The organism is Bacillus sp. AK128, from assembly GCF_053903075.1.
In genome coordinates this window covers 2,225,284-2,242,035 of record NZ_CP096379.1, presented here as the reverse complement: position 1 = coordinate 2,242,035, position 16,752 = coordinate 2,225,284, and the positions used below count along the sequence as shown (strand labels likewise).

The window sequence follows — 16,752 nt, the reverse complement described above, 5'->3', positions numbered from 1 at the left end:
AAAAAAATATCCGAAACCCACTTAATAGAACATGCATACTTCTTGACTTACGCAGTTAAGCTAGAATAACATGGTCTAAAATCAAGTAGCTTATATTGACGAATGTTTCGCTTATTGTAACCAAAGGAGATATAAAAAACATGATCAAATTAATTGTTAGTGATTTAGATGGTACTCTTCTTGATGAGAGTATTAAGGTTAGAGAGCATGATATAACGTGTATACATAAAGCATTAAGAGAAGGGATCAAATTTTGTGTAGCGACCGGTAGAAAGGATTCAGATATCCTGGAAGTTGCTGAAATGATCAATCACACCTTCCATCGAATTAGTCAAAACGGAGCATTTATTGTCATGGAAGACCAAACAGATTTACATAGTACTTTTTTCAATGCCTCTCTTGCTCAAAAGCTTTATAACCACGTGATCGATCGGGACGTGCTAACATTGGTTTCAACAAGAGATTCTGAAATTATAGATCGAAATAATGAAATGGTGGAAAAAATTCAAAAGGTGTTATTTTCCCCACTCCAAATTAATCCTAACTTAAAAAACGAAATTGGAGTAAGTGTCCACCCATCTAAAATTATTGTTTCCGGCAAGGACGAGGTGATCGAAGCACTACAAAAAGAGTTGCTAGAAGCCTATCCTAATGAAATAGATGCCTTCATTTCTGCTAAGTATACGTTAGATCTTATGCCGAAAAATATTAGTAAGGGAAATGCCGTAAGACAATTAGCCCAACATCTTGGAATTCAACTACACGAAATTGCTTGCATTGGGGATTCTTTTAATGATGTTCCGATGTTTCAGGTGGCTAAGTATAGCTTTGCGATGAGTGAGGCAAAGCCTGGAGTCAAAGAGCATGCTGACTATGTCGTAGATTCAGTGGGAGAAGCAATAGAAAAGATTATAGGTATCAATTCTTCACTAGGTGCTGCTAATAAGTAACTTCGAATATAGAGTTCTGTATAACAAAGGGACACCATAGTCCTTTTTTGTGAAGAGATCTAAACACTAGGACTGGTAATATTAATATAAACAAGATTATAACTAACACCACAAAAAGCTTGAGGATCACAAACCTCAAGCTTTTTGACTAAAGTTAACTTTTATAGATTTCCTTCCTTAACCTTTGCATGAAATGTATAGTTTAGCGTAAGTCACACCAATCATTATTAGGGGGGCTAGGTTACTAAATTAATTGTGCCTGAATGTTGTATGATCTTTTTCCCTTGTAAATCCTATTGCCAGTCCTCAGAAATGTCTTTTAGTTTTTTGTTAATAAGACTGAAATCATGTTCATTTGGATAATGGGCCGACTGGTCAAGTGTAATGAAATACTTGCCAGCAGGAGCAGACAGATCTTCAAAATATTCCTTAGTAAGGTCATAATTGGTTATTTTGTCATGCTTACCCTGAAAAATATATACGGGCATTTGTAATTCGAGAACTTCTTTCTTCAAATTGACCTCATTAATCTCTGCTTGCAGTTGCTTTGCCTTTACCAGGCTGAAGACTGGACCAGATAACATCGATTTATAAATATCCCCTAGGGAGTAGTCAGGGGATAAAAGTGCTGGTTTAATCATACTGAAAATATTAGATTTTTCCGTATGTTCATCACTATAATTATCTCCTCCATATTTGGAGAGATACTTCATTAGTAGTTCTTCCTCTTCTCCTACCAAAAGCGGCTGCCCAAGGGATGTAAGATCTTGGACCATCCTTTCATCTTCGTTGCTCTCGGCCGCTTCTATGAGCCAGTCCATTGCAAGTTGCTGGTTTTCCGTTTGATTCACAAATTGAGACAGACCAATATAGGCGCCAACTTTGTCAGGTTGGAGAACACTGTATTTGGTGCCTACGATTGTCCCCCATGATAAACCTGCAATTATTACTTTATTACTGTTAAATCGATTTTTTACATATTCTACAACGATATCCGTATCCTCAACAAACTGTTCAATATTCATAGACTCCATTGGTATGTCCTTGAAGTAACTTTTACCCGATCCCCTTTGGTCATAATATACAGTTACAAAGTGCTCTGTAAACTCGGGGTAAGCCCCTCTCATACCAACACCGAACGGAAAGGGTTGCCCTGGTCCACCATGCAAGAACAAAAGTACTGGTTTTTCTTCACTTTTCCCTTCGATGAATAAATACTGTTTTGTCCCATTAATCTCTAATTCTACTAACTCGCTCACACCACCGTTTTCTATTACCTTTTCACTTTCTTTCTTCAGCATCCATTGATTTACCTCACGAAAGGTTAGTAGGGTTACTACTGAAACAAGTAAAATAATTCCTATGGTGATACCAATCCATTTAAGTATTCCCATTCATTAGCCTTCTCCTCTTCCTCACTATTAACCTTTTAACTAAAAAAATCCACTTCTGGTTAATCGGTTCTACTACGTTTTTGCAGGTTAAAAACTCCTGCTAAAATAAATGAAACCATCTCCACCTTTACAGATCTATCTTAATTACGAATACACCCAATTAATGGTTTTTTTGTTATTTATGGGAAAATTATAAGCTATCTCAAAATAATTGTATATATTTTTAATCACACCGTTATATTGTGGTTGTAGGGATATTAAATTACAACGAAAAAAGTAGTTCAATTAGGGGTACGAAAAAGAAATTCCCACCTCCAAACTGAACTACTTACAATTAATGTTATCGTCCTTTAATTTCTCAATTTTCTTGAATTGACAAGTAAAACTAGCTCCTTAATTACACGACAATATCATTAGTTGTCAAGATGCCATTAAGAGGTGTTACATGCTTATCTATACCATAATGTTCTTTTACTAAAGCAGAACTAGTTAGATTAGAAGTTGGATTAGAGCTGATGAATCGCCCGAATAAATAACTCAACCTCTTCTTCCGTATTGTAAGGTGCCAAGCCTGCACGAATCCAGCTCCCACTTTCAACAATGTCAAGCTTTTCTGCTAGTGTGGTTGCATAGAAATGGCCGTCGGCAATAAAAATCCCATGTTCTTCTGCCAGCGTCTTACATACCTCAAGTGGTGTATACCCATCTACCGTAAAGGCAACTGTTGAAGTTTTCGGTACAGATGAATCCGCTTGATACAAATTTACTTTTGGATGTGACGAAAGGCCTTCTCGAAGTTTTGTTACAAGTTTAGTCTCATACGAATCGATTAACTCCATACCTGAAACTATTTTATCCTTCCGCGTCATACCAGTACCTAAGCTAGCAATGAACTCGATCGCCGGCTTAATACCAGCAATTCCTTCATGGTTTTGAGTACCTGTTTCTAGCTTATCAGGAATATAGCCTGGTGCTGGTTTTAATTTAAAGGGCTCAAGCTTCTCAAAGAGCTCTTCTCTAATGGCTGCAACACCTACGTGTGGACCGAAAAATTTGTACGCTGAACATAATAGAATATCTATATTTAGAGCATCTCGGTCAATTTGTATATGCGGAGCAGCATGTACCGCATCGACCGCAAGAAGTGCACCTACTTCTTTTACTCGACTAGATATCTCCTTTATATCATTAATTGTCCCTACTGCGTTAGAAGCTAACCCAACTGCCACAAGTTGAGTTCGATCATTAATGATTTCCTTAAGGTTTTCTAAATTCAGGGTAAGCGCTTCGGTATCTACGGGTATCCATTTAACTTTGATTCCACGGTCTTCTGCCATCGTAATCCAAGGGTCAACATTAGCGCGGTGATCCATCTCGGTTACGACAATTTCATCACCAGGTCCCCATTTTTTCCCTAATGATCTGGCAATTGCAAGTGCTAATGTTGTCATATTGGCACCAAAGGCAACCTCTTGTTCCTTTACACCTAGAAAATCACCAATAGCTTGCTTGGCTTCAGTAATGATTTCTTCTGTTTCACGGCTTGTTGGGAATGCACCGTGAAGGTTTGCACCGCCATTTTCCATATAAGCAGAAATTGCCTCAATTGACGACTTCACTACCTGTGTACCACCTGGTCCATCAAAATAAGTAACAGTTTTTCCATTATAGGTTCGTTTTAAAGCTGGAAATTGATTACGTACTTCAGTAATTGGAAAAGTTCGTATGCATTGACTCATTTATATTCTCCTTACTATCTATTTAGTTGCTTCTAATGGATTTTTACTCATAGCAGATGAGAATCCAGCCAGCATATAGGCCATATGGACAACACCTTCCTCAAAGTCGGCCAAACGAATCGATTCATTAGGAGCATGGGCCTTTGATTCAATCCAGCCTACACCTGTACTAACCACTGGCACTTGAAGCTGATTTCCAAACTCATACATAGGTCCAGTTCCTGCAGAGTTTGGTGCCAGTACAGCTTCTTTTTCATACACCGCACTAGCCGTTTCTAATACATGTTTAACAAAGGGATGGTTATAGTCGGAACGGTAAGCTTTTTGACCATTAATGAGAACAACACTCACATCAGTAAATCCGTGCTCTTTTAGATGAGCTTGAATACTTTCAAAAATATGTTGTGGATCTTGACCTGGTACTAAGCGGCAATCTAGTTTTACCTTTGCACTTTTTGGCAATACTGTCTTCGCCCCTTCACCTGTATAGCCACTTTCAATCCCGCAAATAGTCATCGTTGGTTGAAACACCATGGCTTCCCTTGGATCAATTCCTTTTGCTGCAGTAATAAGTGGACGTTTCAAACCGTAAAGATTACTAACCGCGTCTTCACTGAACGGTAGATTTGAGACTACTTCCTTTTCAAGCTCAGTTGGTTCCGTTATACCATCATAAAATCCTTTTACAAGAATTTCATTCTGTTCATTTCTCATAGTAGCTAAAGCTTGAACTAATCTCCATGCCGCATTATCAACATAAGCGCCTACAGATGAGTGCATATCAATGTCAGCACCAATACATGTTAGCTCCATGTAAGCCATCCCCTTAATTCCAGCGACCATGTTGACTCTCTCTTCTTCATCCTTTCCACCAAACTCCCAAATGCAAGCATCAGCCTTAAATAAATCCTTATATTCTCTTAAATAAGGAGCTAGATTGGGACTACCAATCTCCTCTTCACCTTCGACCATAAATTTAATATTACAAGGAAGGCCACCCTCCAACTGTTGAAGCACCTTAATCGCTGTTAGTCTAGCAATCAAGTCCCCTTTATTATCAGAAACGCCTCTAGCAAATAGCTTTCCATCCTCAATAGTCGGTTCGAAAGGCTCACTATTCCATTCATTTAATGGCTCAGGAGGTTGAACATCATAATGATTATAAAAAAGTAGTGTCTTAGTTGAATCGCCACCACTACCCGCTGGGAAAAAACCATAAACAACAGGGTTTCCGCCTAGTTCGTCTAATACTTTTGCTTCTCCACCGGATTGTTCAAATAATTGAACCACAAACTTAACGGTTTCTGGAATTGCTTTATTTTGAGCAGAGATAGTTGGTAATCGTAAATAATCCTTAAGTGTTTCTATTGAATCTGATACTACATTTTTGGTAAGAGTTTTTAAAGTCGTTACTAATTGATCAGTCATTTTACTCACTCCTTCATAATAGGTATGTTTTATAATTCGTGATACGAAAGAAAAATCCCTTTTCCTTTTTCAGATAATTTCGATAAAATATTTTAACATTTTAAAGGTGATTATGATAGAATCCTATTATCTAGTATACGGAGGTACATACATGGAGACATTTGAATTTTTCTTACCAACTAAAATCAAATTAGGAACGGGTTTATTCTCGCAAACAGGCAGTTTGATTAGAGAAACGATGACTGGAAACAAGATTTTAATCGTAACTGACCCTGGAATCGAACAAATAGGACTAGTTAATGAGTTAACAAGCCTTCTATTAAAAGAAGAGTATCAGATTGAAATCTTTAATCAGGTAAGACCTAATCCAAAGGATATTGATTGCATGAATGGTGGAGAGGCTGCAAGACTATTTGAAGCTGATCTAATTGTTGCGATTGGCGGTGGCTCTGTAATCGATTCAGCGAAGGCGATTGCTATTCTGCAAAAACTAGGCGGAAAACCACAGGTTTATGCTGGTAGAAATAATGTGCCTGAAGCTGTTACTCCTTTGGTTGTTATTCCTACCACTGCAGGAACAGGTGCAGAGGTTACCAGGTCCTCTGTGATCACAGATACGGAGAAAAAGACGAAGTTTACCATTAAGGATGTTCACATTGCTCCTAAGCTTGCCATTGTTGATCCTGAATTGACATATAAATTGCCTAAGCATTTAACTGCGTCAACCGGTATGGATGCGCTCGTTCACGCCATTGAGGCATATACCTGTAAACGATCCAACCCTATTGCTGATGGCCTTGCCCTTCAAGCGATGATACATATATATCCTCATTTAAGAACAGCTGTTCATGAAGGAAGTAATAAAGAGGCACGAAATCAGGTGATGATTGGTTCTACTATTGCAGGAATGGCATTCTCTCATGCTGATGTAGCTGCCGTCCACTGTATGGCAGAGGCAATTGGCGGTTTGTATGATACCCCGCATGGTGTTGCTAACTCTATGTTCCTTCCTTATATTGTGGAATACAATGCAGAGGCAGACATTACAAAGCACGCGACAATTGCCAGAACCATTGGAATTTCTTCAGAACAGGATTCCGATGAGGAGGCTACCAAAAAACTAGTGACTGAGATGAAGCAATTAGCGGAAGACCTTTTAATCCCGAGTTTTGCAAGCCTTCCTGAGGTAAAAGAAGAGGATTTTGACTACTTGGCTGAATCTTCATTTTTAAACGGTTCTACACCAAGCAATGCAAGAGAGATTTCAAAGGAAGCATACTTAGACCTATTTAAAAAAGCTTTTAGAAATGAGTAATGGTGAAAAAATAACTTTGCCAGAACGCTAGGAGGAAATTCTAGCGTTCTTCTTATATTTCTACCTCTTCTATATTTCTTCTTCTAAAAAACTCTCAGCAATCACTTTTAGTTCACGAGCTCTAGTAGCTATAAAATCTCTCATGTATCTCTCTAAAAATAAATAATCAGCTAAAGCCCCAATTGGTCCTAGTGGAGATTTATATTCGAATGTATCGATCATTAAAGTCCCACCTGATTTTACTTCGAACTCGTGGGTATGGGTAAAAGAAGAGAAGGCACCTTTTACCATGATATCTACAAATTTATAAGGTCTTTCCATATGGGTAACTTTAGCGGTTAGCCTTTGTTTAACGCCAAGATGATAAGCTTCCCAAGTAACGGTATCTCCTTCCTGTAATAAACCTTCCGTTACACCTTCCACCGCTCTTTCTTTTGTTTTTGCTGTAGTTTGTATATGAATATCAACACTTCTAGCAAGATCAAAACATAATTCCAATGGTGCTTTTATTAATTGTTCATGCTTAATAGTCGGCATACATTCCCTCTTTTCAGGAGTGATTTCTTAGAGAGACAAAACAAAAAGGTCACTTAAAGGATTCAACTCTTGCCTAATGAAAATCCTTCGAATAATCTCCCTCCATAAGGCTGTAACGTATCATCCACTAGTTGAATGACTTTAGTTTTATCTCCAGTTTTATAAAAAGTGTCAAATGCGTAAACAAACCTTTCTGTAAATCTAGCGTCATATTGCCTTAAAGAGCGAATTACCCATTTAGATGAACCAATCCATTTCCGATTGGTTCTCAAGACAAATTCGCTTACTAATTCACTAAGTGTCTGAGCTATGAAGATTTCTTCTGCTCGGTCTGTACTGCCAATCAAATCATCTAGAGCATCTGAAATGAAATATTGCTTAGTTTTGATCATTTCTCCTGACCAATTCACCGGACCATTATCTAGTAATTCTTGTGCCTCCCTCTTGATTGTGTCTACTACTCCAATATCTTTTATAACCATTCCTTCAACTACCATTCTAGGAAGGGATGGTCTTGCTCTTTCAGCATCACATTTGAAGTATATCTTATAAGAATCTAAATTATGGACAAAGACTTCAATCTTCCATCCTACATCGATCAATGACTCTCTGTAAGAAGAACGTTTCTCTTGATCAAATATAATAATATCTAAATCCGATGTTTCAGTTGCTTCCCCGCGCACAACACTACCAGCTAATAATGCACCCTGACAATTAGGATATTGTTTTGAGATAAATAGCTGAGCTGCTTCAATTGGATTCAATTTTTGAAAACGATTCACTTCTTTCACCTCTTAGATTCAGAAAAAGTTTTATAGTTAATAACTAGTAATTCAATATGAAAAAGCACTAATCCTCCTTGGATTAATGCTTTCTATTGGGGTCAGACGTAAGTTGTTGCCAAACCATACAAGTGAAGTATGTCTGTACTCTTTATCCCTGTACAGTTTCCTCACTATAAAAATGCTTATTTGCCGGACGATGTACCATGAAAGCCAATAAGATGCTACTCCCTAACACCAATAAGGATGAACAAATGATACTATAGCGTAATGGAATCATTTCTCCGGTAAAACCAATTAATAAGATGAAGATGATCTGGAAAATACTTACCACTACACCGTAAACACTTGAGATTCTTCCCATCATTTCTACAGGCACATTGTTCTGATAAAAGGTCATAAAGCCTGTATTTGAAAAAGCATTAAAAAAACCTAAAATGATAAAACCAATTGCAACAGATACAAACGAAAACGAAAAGGCGTAAATAATATAGCCAATTGCAACGAGTATAAAACCTGAGCTTATTAATAATTGGATCGACATTCGTTTTGCTATAAGTGAAACAAAAGTGGCTCCGGCTATTGAACCAATTCCAGTAATACTTATTAATAAACCGAATTGTGTTTCTGTTAATCCTAATACCTGTTGTGTAAATACAACCTCTTGAGCATCCAAGCCTAGCGTAATAACCATAAAAAATTGGGCAATAGCATATACTTTTATAATATAAATATGAGTTCGACTAAACTGAATCACATGTCTCCAGTCATTAACTAAATCCCTAAATTTAATAACCTGTGAGTTTTTTGAATTCTGATCAATATTAGGTAAAAACAAAAGAACGATGGCGGAAACAAGGAACGAAAGCGCATTCAACCAAATCGCCATTTCTATTGAAACAGAAACAATTAATACCCCTGCTATTGCCGGTCCTACTAGAAATGCACCAGATGTAAATATACTCCTAAATGAATTAAATTGCTTACGATCTTCCTTTGGAATCACGCTCGTAATATATGCCATTGAAGTCGGTTCAAAGAATGATCTGGCAACCGAAAGTAAAAATAAACAAAGATACAATAGCCAAATGGAAGAAATAAAAGGAATGAATAGAATCAACACCGCTCTAATCAAATCTGTACCGATCATTAAGGAGCGTTTATTCATTCGATCTATCAAACTACCGGACCAAAATTTTGTCAGTATGGATGCTAAAGGACCCATAATCCATAAACCTGCAACAGCTGCTGGAGATCCCGTTAATCGCAACACGAGGATATTGATGGCAACCAAATAAATAAAATCCCCAAGTGTTGATATTCCTACTCCGGCTAGTAAAAGACTACTATTTTTCTTTGTATTCACATATTTCAACCACCCTTAAAAGCGAGGATGATTTACCATCCTCGCCCCAATTATTAAATATATTTTTTTATAAAACTCACCATTAAACTGTAAACTTTTAATGCATTTTCTGTTTTAGAAAATCCGTGCCCCTCATCCTCTAAAACTAAATATTCGATATCTTGACCACGCTCTGACATGGCTTCAACAATTACATCTGACTCTACCTTAACCACTCTTGGATCATTTGAACCTTGAATGACAAGCATCGGCTTCGTCATCTGATCTATATATGTCATAGGAGAATCCTCAATAAGCTTATCTCGGTCCTCGACGGGATCTCCAATTAACTCTCGGTCAGCAGCTTTCCAATGCTCAGGCGCTGTCTCAATTGTCGTAAATAGGTTACTTGGTCCAAATATATCAACAAATGCTTTAAATAGATCAGCGTGGCGGCCATGAAGAAGAAGTGTCATATAGCCTCCATAACTACCTCCAATACAGAACCACTTATCAGCACTTGATTTTCCTTGCTGATTTAACCATTCCATACCTGCCACAATATCTAAACGCGGACCTCCACCCCAGTCCTTATTTACAAGCTTCACAAATGTTTCACCATACCCCGTACTTCCGCGGAAATTAGGTGAAAACACCCGGAATCCTTGTGTCGTTAAGTATTGGAAAAGAGGACTAAACGTCTTTCGAACAGCCCACTGAGGTCCACCATGCGGCCATAAAATCGTGTGACCGTTATCGTGATCTTTTGGTGGCGCAAAGTAAAGAGCTTCAATTTCCAGTCCATCAAAGCTAGAATACGTTAATACTTCAGGCTCTGCTAGCTCCTCCTGCTTCACTCCAATTATTTGGTGTTCGGTTAACTGTTCCCATTGAGCTAGATCATAGCTTCGGAATAGATTAGCTGGTTTTGTGGTAGAGCGGCCTAAAGCAAATACCGTCCCTTTTTCACCAATGACGAGTTTATCAACCATGTCAAACGGCTTTTCTACTAGCTGTGAAGTTGAAGCAGTTAAGTCATATGAATATAAATGGTCTTCCACACCACGCTGTGCAACAAAGTAAACCTTATTTTTAGCTCGGTCTAATGTAAGCTTTGATAATTCATGACCTTCCAATTCAAAAAGCCTTTTAAAGGTGCGAGTACTAATTTCAAAGCTCGCGATATAAGAAAATTCACTTCCGTAATTTGTAAGTACTAATAAGTGATCTTCATCTAAGTATTCAACCTCTCTGACCCGATGTGGGGTTTCTTGAGAAGGAGTAATAGCGATAGACTCATTCTTGTAGAATATATAGCCAAACGAACTGGTGTTCCCAACTTCTTTTGAATAAGCAAAAGAAGATTCACTTGGACTTACCGCGTATAAATAGCTAGGACCGCCATCCCCTTGAATTAGGATTTCATTTTCACCAGTCTCTAAATTTAAGCGACGAATGGAAAGGAAGTTTGGATTATCTACACTTGTTATATAATATAGGTTTCTTCCGTCCTTAGAGAGATCTCCATAATAAAACTTTTCTCCCTCAGCTTGTAAAAGTGGTGCAGCCTCACCACCAGAAGGTTGCAGGGCATAAATATGATAATTTTCATCACCATCATGATCATATCCAGTTAAAAGAAGGTCCTTCTTCGAGTTATATTTTACAAATGAATTCATTTGATTAGCTGTTGTCAGCTGATAAGGATACCTTTTTTCAAGATTCATTGCCCACACATTATAATAACCATTTAAATTGGTTGAATAGATGATTTCTTCTTCTGAGCTATGTACGTCAAAATCTACTATATTGATTGTTCGAAAAAAGCTATCAATACCAGTTTTGGGAAATGTAATCATTTATTGGTCTCCTTTTTATTCATTAATCTATTTTATTTTACCAATATTCGCCTATGAATAGAAGAATTTTGTATCTGCTTTTTAATAGTTCGAAATATTCCGTCTCAAAAAAAACATTAATTGATCCTAGTCAATTTCTTACTATAAACGCTTATATCTTCTACCTTGTATTATACTGATATACATTTCCGAAGATATTCTCCATCAATAATTAAATCACTAAGAAAACTAGAAAACATAGCGACGACTCCCATAATTCCAGCTACATCCTTCGGTGAATAAAAGGAGTATAAGTACTCAGGCGTTAATGTCACCGGGTATGGCATTTGCTGATGAACCAGCGTTCTCGCTTTCTCTCTAATCGAATGACTATTTAAAATATATTCATCTGAGCCAATATGAGGTTTCATAGAAGGCCAGGCAACTTCTAGGAACCTAGGATATTGAGCAAGAGCCCGGTAATCACTAGCAGCATCATAGCCCTTCTTCGTCTTTATAATATCAATAAGTAACTGCTGAACGTCTTTAGAAGCTTCTGGTATATTAACGAGGTTAATACTAGGTAGTCCTGGCAGGACCCCCGGCTGTAGGAACCCTTTATTTGCTTTTCCTCCTAGTATAGGGCGATGGCTTAAGGCTTCCTCCCATGCTGTAGCAATTAGTAGTAGCTTTGTATTAACATAGTTAAAAGTAAATATGGTCCCTCTTATTTTTCCGATTGTCCCCAAAGTATAAAAAATTCCCCAATCAACAGCAGGAGGCTGAAAAGAAGTTTCTGGGTATCGCAATGATGCTGCAGCCTCTTCCATGTTACTAGTTACCATATTCCCCCTTACTTGTGACCAGCCAATTTGTAAAAAATGATCATAATAAGCAAGTGTTCGAAAAATAAAATTAACAATGGGAACCTTCAGCACATATTTAATATCCTCGTATAGAACCTTCAAATTGCCTGTTGCCCCGGACTCCATTATTTCGGGAACGCCGTATCGATACCTAACCACACCATCACCTCGTTTTTCTAAATGATATTCACCTTCCTTCTTATTTATTTAGCTGTGTTAGAGTAAAGTATTGAATATTTAGCAGAGTTGATTGAAGTGGAAGGACGCGAGACTCCTGCAAGGAAAAAGGAAAGAGCTTTTTCTCGGGAAAAGCGTGGTAAAGGAGACCCCACAGGCGGTAACGCCGAGGAGGCTTAATGGAACTTCTGCTAAGGTCGCTCACGTCCTGTGAGCAACGCAGAAGCCAGCACATCCTGTGCAAGTGCGGAAAGCGAGTGTCCTGGAACGGAAATCAACAACAAACTTTAAGAGAGCCATTTATTATAGACATACAAAAAGGCCAGACTGATTTGTCTGACCATACTTGTTACTGTAAAAAGATTCCTCCGTAAACGAGTGCTCCTACAATTACATAAGCTGGATGCACCTTCCATCTTTCCAATAAAAGAAAGCCTATCACGATAAGTATAATCGTTTGCATTAAACCAGCATCCACATAAGAAGTAGAGAAAAAGCTATATGTCATGACCCCTAATAAAACAGCAATCGTAGGGCGTACATAGTTTGTCATTCTCTTTACTTTTGGAGAGTCTTTAAACTTGTATAAAACACTAAGTAAAATAATCATTAAAATAAGCGAAGGAGCAACCGTTGCAAAAATTCCTACAATTGCTCCAGGAATTCCACCTTCTTGATAACCAATATACCCTGCCATTTTTGTAGCAATCGGTCCAGGAAGTGCATTACCAAGCGCTAGTACTTCACTGAATTCGGATACTGTCATCCACCCATACCGTTCAACGACTTCATTTTCAACAAGAGGAATCGAAGCAGGTCCTCCTCCATATCCAACAATCCCCGGGATAAAGAAAGCTAGGAATATATGCCATAGAATCATAAACCAACACCTCTTTCTCTTTCGACAGGCTGTTCAATTTTAGTTGACTTATCCTTTTTAAGTAGAGCATAAGCTAGTAAACTACCAATCAAGATAGCAGGGTGTACATGGAGAAGTTCGATTAGAACAATACTAGCGATGACAATAATCACTGCGTACATCCATCCTAAAGTATCCTTTGACTTCTTAAAGAAATCCCATGTTAAGCTTGCTAGCATTACTCCAACAATTGGGACAACGGCTTTCGACATCCCACTAACCCAAGGGAGATCCTTGTATTGAGCAAGAACCGTTAATAAAACAATCATTAAGATAATCGTCGGTACAATCGTTGCTAATACAGCATTAATCATTCCGAGTATTCCTGATACACGATAACCAATGTAACCCGCCATTTTTGTAGCAATCGGACCAGGTAGCGTATTACCCAAAGCCAGCACATCTGCGAATTCATCATCATTCATCCATTTGTATTTTTCAACTACCTCTTTATGAACAAGCGGGATAGACGCTGGACCTCCACCATACCCTAACATCCCTACTCGAAAAAATGCTAAAAATAATTGAGCATGCTTCAACTTTTATCAACCCTTTTCTCTTTAAATATAACCTGCCCGCTTCTGTACCAATTTTTTTTAGATTTACAGATTTGTATTCACATATTTTTCACATATTATTTAGTTTAACAAATTTCATATAATTTTCATATGGAAAGTTTATTTGTAGTTTTAACTTACAAACGAAAGGTAATATGATAATAAGACATACAAATGTTATAATAAATGGGAACAAACTAATTTAACTAGATCTTGATAAAAAGTGGTGATGATCATATGAAACTAGATGAGATAGATAGAAAAATACTACAACTACTTACTGATAACGCAAGAATGTCCTATGTTGATATTGGTAAACAACTAAATCTATCAAGAGTGTCAATCCGAGAAAGAGTAAATCAGTTAATTGAGGGTGGCGTGATTGAGAAATTTTCAGTGGTCATTAACTCTGAAAAAGTTGGAAAAGGAGTCTCTGCATTCTTTGAGGTTGATTGTGAACCCGCTTCGCTTGTCCAAGTTGCTCAAACATTAGTTGATAACCCAGCTGTTGCAAGTTGCTACCAAATGACAGGTCCAAGTACTCTCCATATGCATGTTTTGGTTGAGGATTTTTCTAAGCTTGAACATTTTATTAATGAGGAGTTATATAGCTTACAAGGAATCACTCGAGTTGAAAGTCATATTTTATTGCGACGCTTCAAGAGTCGGACAGGATTAAAGTTGTAATAGACTTATTAAAACCACTGTTTATATACCATTAAACCTAAACATATAAATAGAAAAACCAAATCAATTGACTTGGTTTTTCTAAAACATTTGAGATAATATTCACCTTTTGAAATTGATTCTTACAACTCCTTCGTCATAAACACACTATTTGGATCCTCTACGTAATCTGAAAATGGCTCACAATATTGAAACCCAAAACGTTCATAAAGCTTTTTAGCAGGGGCAAAAGCCTCCATTGAACCTGTTTCTAAACTGACCCTTTGATACCCTCGCTCCCTAGCAACCTCAACTATATGTTCGAGAATTTGCTTAGCGACACCTTTCCTTAGATGTCCTGAAGCGGTTTTCATAGACTTTATTTCTCCATGATGAGAATTGAGTTCTTTTAATGCCCCGCAACCTAGTAGTTCATTTCCCTCCCAGGCACTCCAAACTGTGATGTTCGGCTTCTTTAAACCATCCAGATTAAGGGCATGAACACTTTCAGGTGGAGAATGAAGGGTCATACTTTGAAGGTGATTCAATATCAACTCCGCCACCTTTACACCTGATAAATCATCTATTTTTATTTCCATAAGAATCCTCCTTAAACCGTTTATTTTACCATTCTCTTATTCTGCGAAAAGGAATAATCTCCTTTAGCAAAACTCCATTTATTTGGCTCTTTTCTAAAACTTAGTTGCTTTCGTTACATGTAGTTTGAATGTACAAAATAGTATTATAAGCAAATTGATTAATGAATAGAAAAGAGCAACTCTTTATATGTATAGTAAAATCTTGATATTAAGGTAAAAATCCGGCTTTTGGGATTTTTACGCTAAGCAACAATCTATACGAAAACAGCCATTTATTTATATTTAAAATACTCCAGACTTTCTTCACCCGTAGCCAAATCCTTTACCAAGTATTGATTATTTTCCACTTCGTCATCACCGATAATAATTACCTTAGGAACATTCTCTTTGTTTGCTTTATCAAGGGCTTTTCCAATCCGTTTATTGCTCATTTCAAGCTCTACTTTAAATCCTCGTTTCCTTAAGTAAGTAGCTACTAGAAACGATTCTTTTTCCGTCTTTATAGGGATAACATAATAATCGATACACGAGCTCCGAGGACTCTTATTTTCCGAAACACTTAAAGCTGTATAAATTACATCTAATCCGAAAGAAATTCCTACGGTTGAAAATCTCTCGTTTGTCCCAAGTAACCCACCAATCGCTTGATCGTATCTACCGCCACTACCAATACTAGATTTTATAGCTTGGTTTGATAGAAATATTTCATAAATGGTACCTGTATATATCTCCAAGCCTCTAGCTAGGAATGGATTAAATACACATTGCTTATTTACCCCGAGGAAGTTTAAATAAGAGTCTAGCTCTTTTAATTCTAATAAGCCCTGCTTTACTAGATTATTTTCATTGGCAAATGGGTCATAATAGCTGTAATCTGAATTATTTTTATTCGTTAAGAACTGTTTAATTAATTCAACCGTATTTGCCGAGAGACCAAGTTCTGTAAGCTCCTTAGTTACAGCCTCTAAACCGATCTTCTCAATTTTATCAAGTATTAGCACCACTTTGTTTATTAGATTAGATTCGGTGTTAAACACTTCAAGCATTCCTGTTAGTAATTTTCGGTTATTATACTGGATTACGACCTGAAGATTCAACTTTGTAAAGGCATCTAATGCCATTACCATTAACTCCGCTTCTGCTAACTGAGATTCAACCCCGACAATATCAACATCACACTGAGTAAACTCTCGAAACCTTCCCGTTTTAATAGGACCGTCGCGGAATACCTTGCCTATTTCGTACCTTTTGAAGGGCATTCTGATTGTCGGGTTCATCGCAACCACCTTGGCAAAAGGAATCGTAAGGTCATACCTTAATGCTAATTCCCGGTCTCCTCTGTCTGTTAATGTATACATTTCCTCCAATATCTCAGCACCACCTCCATACTTAGAAGCAAGTAGTTCTGTATAATTTAAAATCGGTGTTTCTAACGGCTTACAACCGTATTGGATAAAGACGTCTTCTAACACTCTTCTAATTTCCCGTCTTACCACCTCTGCATCTGGCAAATAATCCTGAGTTCCCTTAACATTTTGATAATCTAATTTCTTCATTTTTCTTTTTCCTCCTACTTGTTTCTAAAATACTGATTTTGTATATTTAGTTTTTCTGAGGTCTGTTTAAAGTAATGTGTTGAT

The 16,752-nt window shown here is 37.4% G+C and carries 15 protein-coding genes; 3 read left to right on the top strand and 12 right to left on the bottom strand.

Annotated features, from left to right (window positions below; genetic code table 11):
* The first annotated feature begins 140 nt into the window (after positions 1-140).
* Positions 141-950 (top strand): HAD family hydrolase, encoded by an 810-nt coding sequence (locus M1D60_RS11145; protein ID WP_456279220.1) that lies wholly within the window; start codon positions 141-143, stop codon positions 948-950.
* 293 nt (positions 951-1,243) lie between these two features.
* Here M1D60_RS11145 and M1D60_RS11140 read toward each other — a convergent pair whose 3' ends face one another.
* The 3 genes from M1D60_RS11140 to M1D60_RS11130 all read right to left on the bottom strand — a co-directional run bounded on the left by M1D60_RS11140 (position 1,244) and on the right by M1D60_RS11130 (position 5,511).
* Positions 1,244-2,344: an alpha/beta fold hydrolase gene (locus tag M1D60_RS11140; protein ID WP_456279219.1), complete on the bottom strand. Its 1,101-nt coding sequence runs from the start codon at positions 2,342-2,344 to the stop codon at positions 1,244-1,246.
* Positions 2,345-2,850: 506 nt separating this feature from the next.
* Positions 2,851-4,083 carry a cysteine desulfurase-like protein gene (locus M1D60_RS11135; protein ID WP_456279218.1) on the bottom strand — a complete coding sequence of 411 codons (1,233 nt, stop codon included), beginning with the start codon at positions 4,081-4,083 and terminating at the stop codon, positions 2,851-2,853.
* 18 nt (positions 4,084-4,101) lie between these two features.
* The gene (locus M1D60_RS11130) at positions 4,102-5,511 is read right to left on the bottom strand and encodes a M20/M25/M40 family metallo-hydrolase (RefSeq protein WP_456279217.1); all 1,410 of its coding nucleotides are present in this window, start codon (positions 5,509-5,511) and stop codon (positions 4,102-4,104) included.
* Between the two features lie 151 nt (positions 5,512-5,662).
* Here M1D60_RS11130 and M1D60_RS11125 point away from each other — a divergent pair, with 151 nt between their 5' ends.
* Positions 5,663-6,826: an iron-containing alcohol dehydrogenase gene (locus M1D60_RS11125; protein ID WP_456279216.1), complete on the top strand. Its 1,164-nt coding sequence runs from the start codon at positions 5,663-5,665 to the stop codon at positions 6,824-6,826.
* Between the two features lie 69 nt (positions 6,827-6,895).
* On the opposite strand, the gene M1D60_RS11120 is transcribed toward M1D60_RS11125, so the two are convergent.
* The 7 genes from M1D60_RS11120 to M1D60_RS11090 all read right to left on the bottom strand — a co-directional run bounded on the left by M1D60_RS11120 (position 6,896) and on the right by M1D60_RS11090 (position 13,829).
* Positions 6,896-7,363: an SRPBCC family protein gene (locus tag M1D60_RS11120; RefSeq protein ID WP_456279215.1), complete on the bottom strand. Its 468-nt coding sequence runs from the start codon at positions 7,361-7,363 to the stop codon at positions 6,896-6,898.
* A 62-nt stretch (positions 7,364-7,425) separates the two neighbouring features.
* Positions 7,426-8,145 carry a nucleotidyltransferase domain-containing protein gene (locus M1D60_RS11115; RefSeq protein WP_456279214.1) on the bottom strand — a complete coding sequence of 240 codons (720 nt, stop codon included), beginning with the start codon at positions 8,143-8,145 and terminating at the stop codon, positions 7,426-7,428.
* A 151-nt stretch (positions 8,146-8,296) separates the two neighbouring features.
* Complete coding sequence (locus M1D60_RS11110) at positions 8,297-9,511, bottom strand: MFS transporter (protein ID WP_456279213.1); 1,215 nt, start codon at positions 9,509-9,511, stop codon at positions 8,297-8,299.
* A 53-nt stretch (positions 9,512-9,564) separates the two neighbouring features.
* Positions 9,565-11,349, bottom strand: a complete 1,785-nt coding sequence (locus tag M1D60_RS11105; RefSeq protein ID WP_456279212.1) for a S9 family peptidase — start codon at positions 11,347-11,349, stop codon at positions 9,565-9,567.
* Positions 11,350-11,519: 170 nt separating this feature from the next.
* The gene (locus M1D60_RS11100) at positions 11,520-12,353 is read right to left on the bottom strand and encodes a halocarboxylic acid dehydrogenase DehI family protein (RefSeq protein WP_456279211.1); all 834 of its coding nucleotides are present in this window, start codon (positions 12,351-12,353) and stop codon (positions 11,520-11,522) included.
* A gap of 367 nt (positions 12,354-12,720) precedes the next feature.
* Complete coding sequence (locus M1D60_RS11095; protein ID WP_456279210.1) at positions 12,721-13,251, bottom strand: chromate transporter; 531 nt, start codon at positions 13,249-13,251, stop codon at positions 12,721-12,723.
* Positions 13,248-13,829, bottom strand: coding sequence for a chromate transporter (locus M1D60_RS11090; RefSeq protein ID WP_456279209.1), 582 nt, complete (start codon positions 13,827-13,829; stop codon positions 13,248-13,250). The genes M1D60_RS11095 and M1D60_RS11090 overlap by 4 nt, the downstream gene beginning before the upstream one ends.
* Before the next feature lie 255 nt (positions 13,830-14,084).
* On the opposite strand from M1D60_RS11090, the gene M1D60_RS11085 reads away from it, so the two are divergent.
* Positions 14,085-14,534, top strand: coding sequence for an Lrp/AsnC family transcriptional regulator (locus tag M1D60_RS11085; protein ID WP_456279208.1), 450 nt, complete (start codon positions 14,085-14,087; stop codon positions 14,532-14,534).
* Between the two features lie 122 nt (positions 14,535-14,656).
* On the opposite strand, the gene M1D60_RS11080 is transcribed toward M1D60_RS11085, so the two are convergent.
* Together M1D60_RS11080 and M1D60_RS11075 are read right to left on the bottom strand one after the other, a co-directional pair.
* Entirely contained in the window at positions 14,657-15,112 is a 456-nt protein-coding gene (locus M1D60_RS11080; protein ID WP_456279207.1) for a GNAT family N-acetyltransferase, read from the bottom strand.
* A gap of 272 nt (positions 15,113-15,384) precedes the next feature.
* Complete coding sequence (locus M1D60_RS11075; RefSeq protein ID WP_456279206.1) at positions 15,385-16,668, bottom strand: histidine--tRNA ligase; 1,284 nt, start codon at positions 16,666-16,668, stop codon at positions 15,385-15,387.
* Positions 16,669-16,752 lie beyond the last annotated feature (84 nt).

What these genes read in the sequence shown, in the direction of transcription:
- M1D60_RS11105 (WP_456279212.1), bottom strand. Translation starts at nt 11,349, where the DNA reads ATGATTACATTTCCCAAAACTGGTATTGATAGCTTTTTTCGAACAATC.
- M1D60_RS11120 (WP_456279215.1), bottom strand. Translation starts at nt 7,363, where the DNA reads ATGCCGACTATTAAGCATGAACAATTAATAAAAGCACCATTGGAATTA.
- M1D60_RS11125 (WP_456279216.1), top strand. Translation starts at nt 5,663, where the DNA reads ATGGAGACATTTGAATTTTTCTTACCAACTAAAATCAAATTAGGAACG.
- M1D60_RS11130 (WP_456279217.1), bottom strand. Translation starts at nt 5,511, where the DNA reads ATGACTGATCAATTAGTAACGACTTTAAAAACTCTTACCAAAAATGTA.
- M1D60_RS11085 (WP_456279208.1), top strand. Translation starts at nt 14,085, where the DNA reads ATGAAACTAGATGAGATAGATAGAAAAATACTACAACTACTTACTGAT.
- M1D60_RS11145 (WP_456279220.1), top strand. Translation starts at nt 141, where the DNA reads ATGATCAAATTAATTGTTAGTGATTTAGATGGTACTCTTCTTGATGAG.
- M1D60_RS11140 (WP_456279219.1), bottom strand. Translation starts at nt 2,344, where the DNA reads ATGGGAATACTTAAATGGATTGGTATCACCATAGGAATTATTTTACTT.
- M1D60_RS11080 (WP_456279207.1), bottom strand. Translation starts at nt 15,112, where the DNA reads ATGGAAATAAAAATAGATGATTTATCAGGTGTAAAGGTGGCGGAGTTG.
- M1D60_RS11075 (WP_456279206.1), bottom strand. Translation starts at nt 16,668, where the DNA reads ATGAAGAAATTAGATTATCAAAATGTTAAGGGAACTCAGGATTATTTG.
- M1D60_RS11095 (WP_456279210.1), bottom strand. Translation starts at nt 13,251, where the DNA reads ATGATTCTATGGCATATATTCCTAGCTTTCTTTATCCCGGGGATTGTT.
- M1D60_RS11135 (WP_456279218.1), bottom strand. Translation starts at nt 4,083, where the DNA reads ATGAGTCAATGCATACGAACTTTTCCAATTACTGAAGTACGTAATCAA.